The 782-nt window shown below is 66.8% G+C and carries 2 protein-coding genes; both read left to right on the forward strand.

Annotation, left to right across the window (positions count from 1 at the left end; translation table 11 throughout):
- The coding region (locus B3D39_RS11460) for a GTP cyclohydrolase, FolE2/MptA family (protein WP_274963514.1) at positions 1–333 on the forward strand (333 nt) is incomplete at its 5' end.
- A 178-nt stretch (positions 334–511) separates the two neighbouring features.
- The coding region (locus B3D39_RS11465; RefSeq protein WP_286789704.1) for a UvrD-helicase domain-containing protein at positions 512–782 on the forward strand (271 nt) is incomplete at its 3' end.

Consider the following 782-nt stretch of genomic DNA (forward strand, 5'->3'; position numbering starts at 1 on the left):
GTGGTCGAACCGGGCGAGGTGCTGTGGTTCGAGGATATGATCGATCTCGCCCGCGCCGCCGTGCCGACCGAGACGCAGGTCATGGTCAAGCGCGAGGACGAACAGGCCTTCGCCGAACTGAACGCCGCTAACCCGATCTTCGTCGAGGATGCCGTGCGCGCCTTCGCCGAGCGCCTTCTGGCGGATGCCCGTATCGGTGATTTCCGCATCGTGGCCAGCCATCAGGAAAGCCTGCACAGCCATGACGCCGTGGCCATGCTGACCGAGGGCGAGACCTTCGCATCCGCCAGCGTCGATCCGAAGCTGTTCGCCACGCTGATCCATCAGGGCTGAGCGCGGGTAGGGGCGCTGCCTCGCGCGCGTTGCAGGCGGCGGGGGGCTCTGCCCCCGCCCTACGGGCCCCCCGGGATATTTTCACAAGAGCGAAGACGGGCGCGGAAGCTCACGTCAGGCGAACAGATGCTGAACATGCCCCTTTCCCTCTGAGGGCCGAACCGCTAGATTGCCTCCCATGAATTGGGCTGATGACGACGATCCGTATGAAGGGGCTGCGAGCCTGTCGCAACGTGCCATGGCGGGCGCCATGCAAGCGCGGAGCGCGCCGTATCTCGAGAAACTGAACCCCCAGCAGCGCCAGGCCGTCGAGACGCTCGACGGGCCGGTCTTGATGCTGGCAGGCGCGGGCACGGGCAAGACCTCGGCGCTGACCGCACGGATCGCGCATCTGATCCACACCGGCCGCGCGCGCCCGAACGAGGTGCTGGCGGTGACCTTCACCAACA

This window comes from Thioclava sp. UBA3469 (assembly GCF_002378135.1).
Lineage (GTDB): Bacteria > Pseudomonadota > Alphaproteobacteria > Rhodobacterales > Rhodobacteraceae > Thioclava > Thioclava sediminum.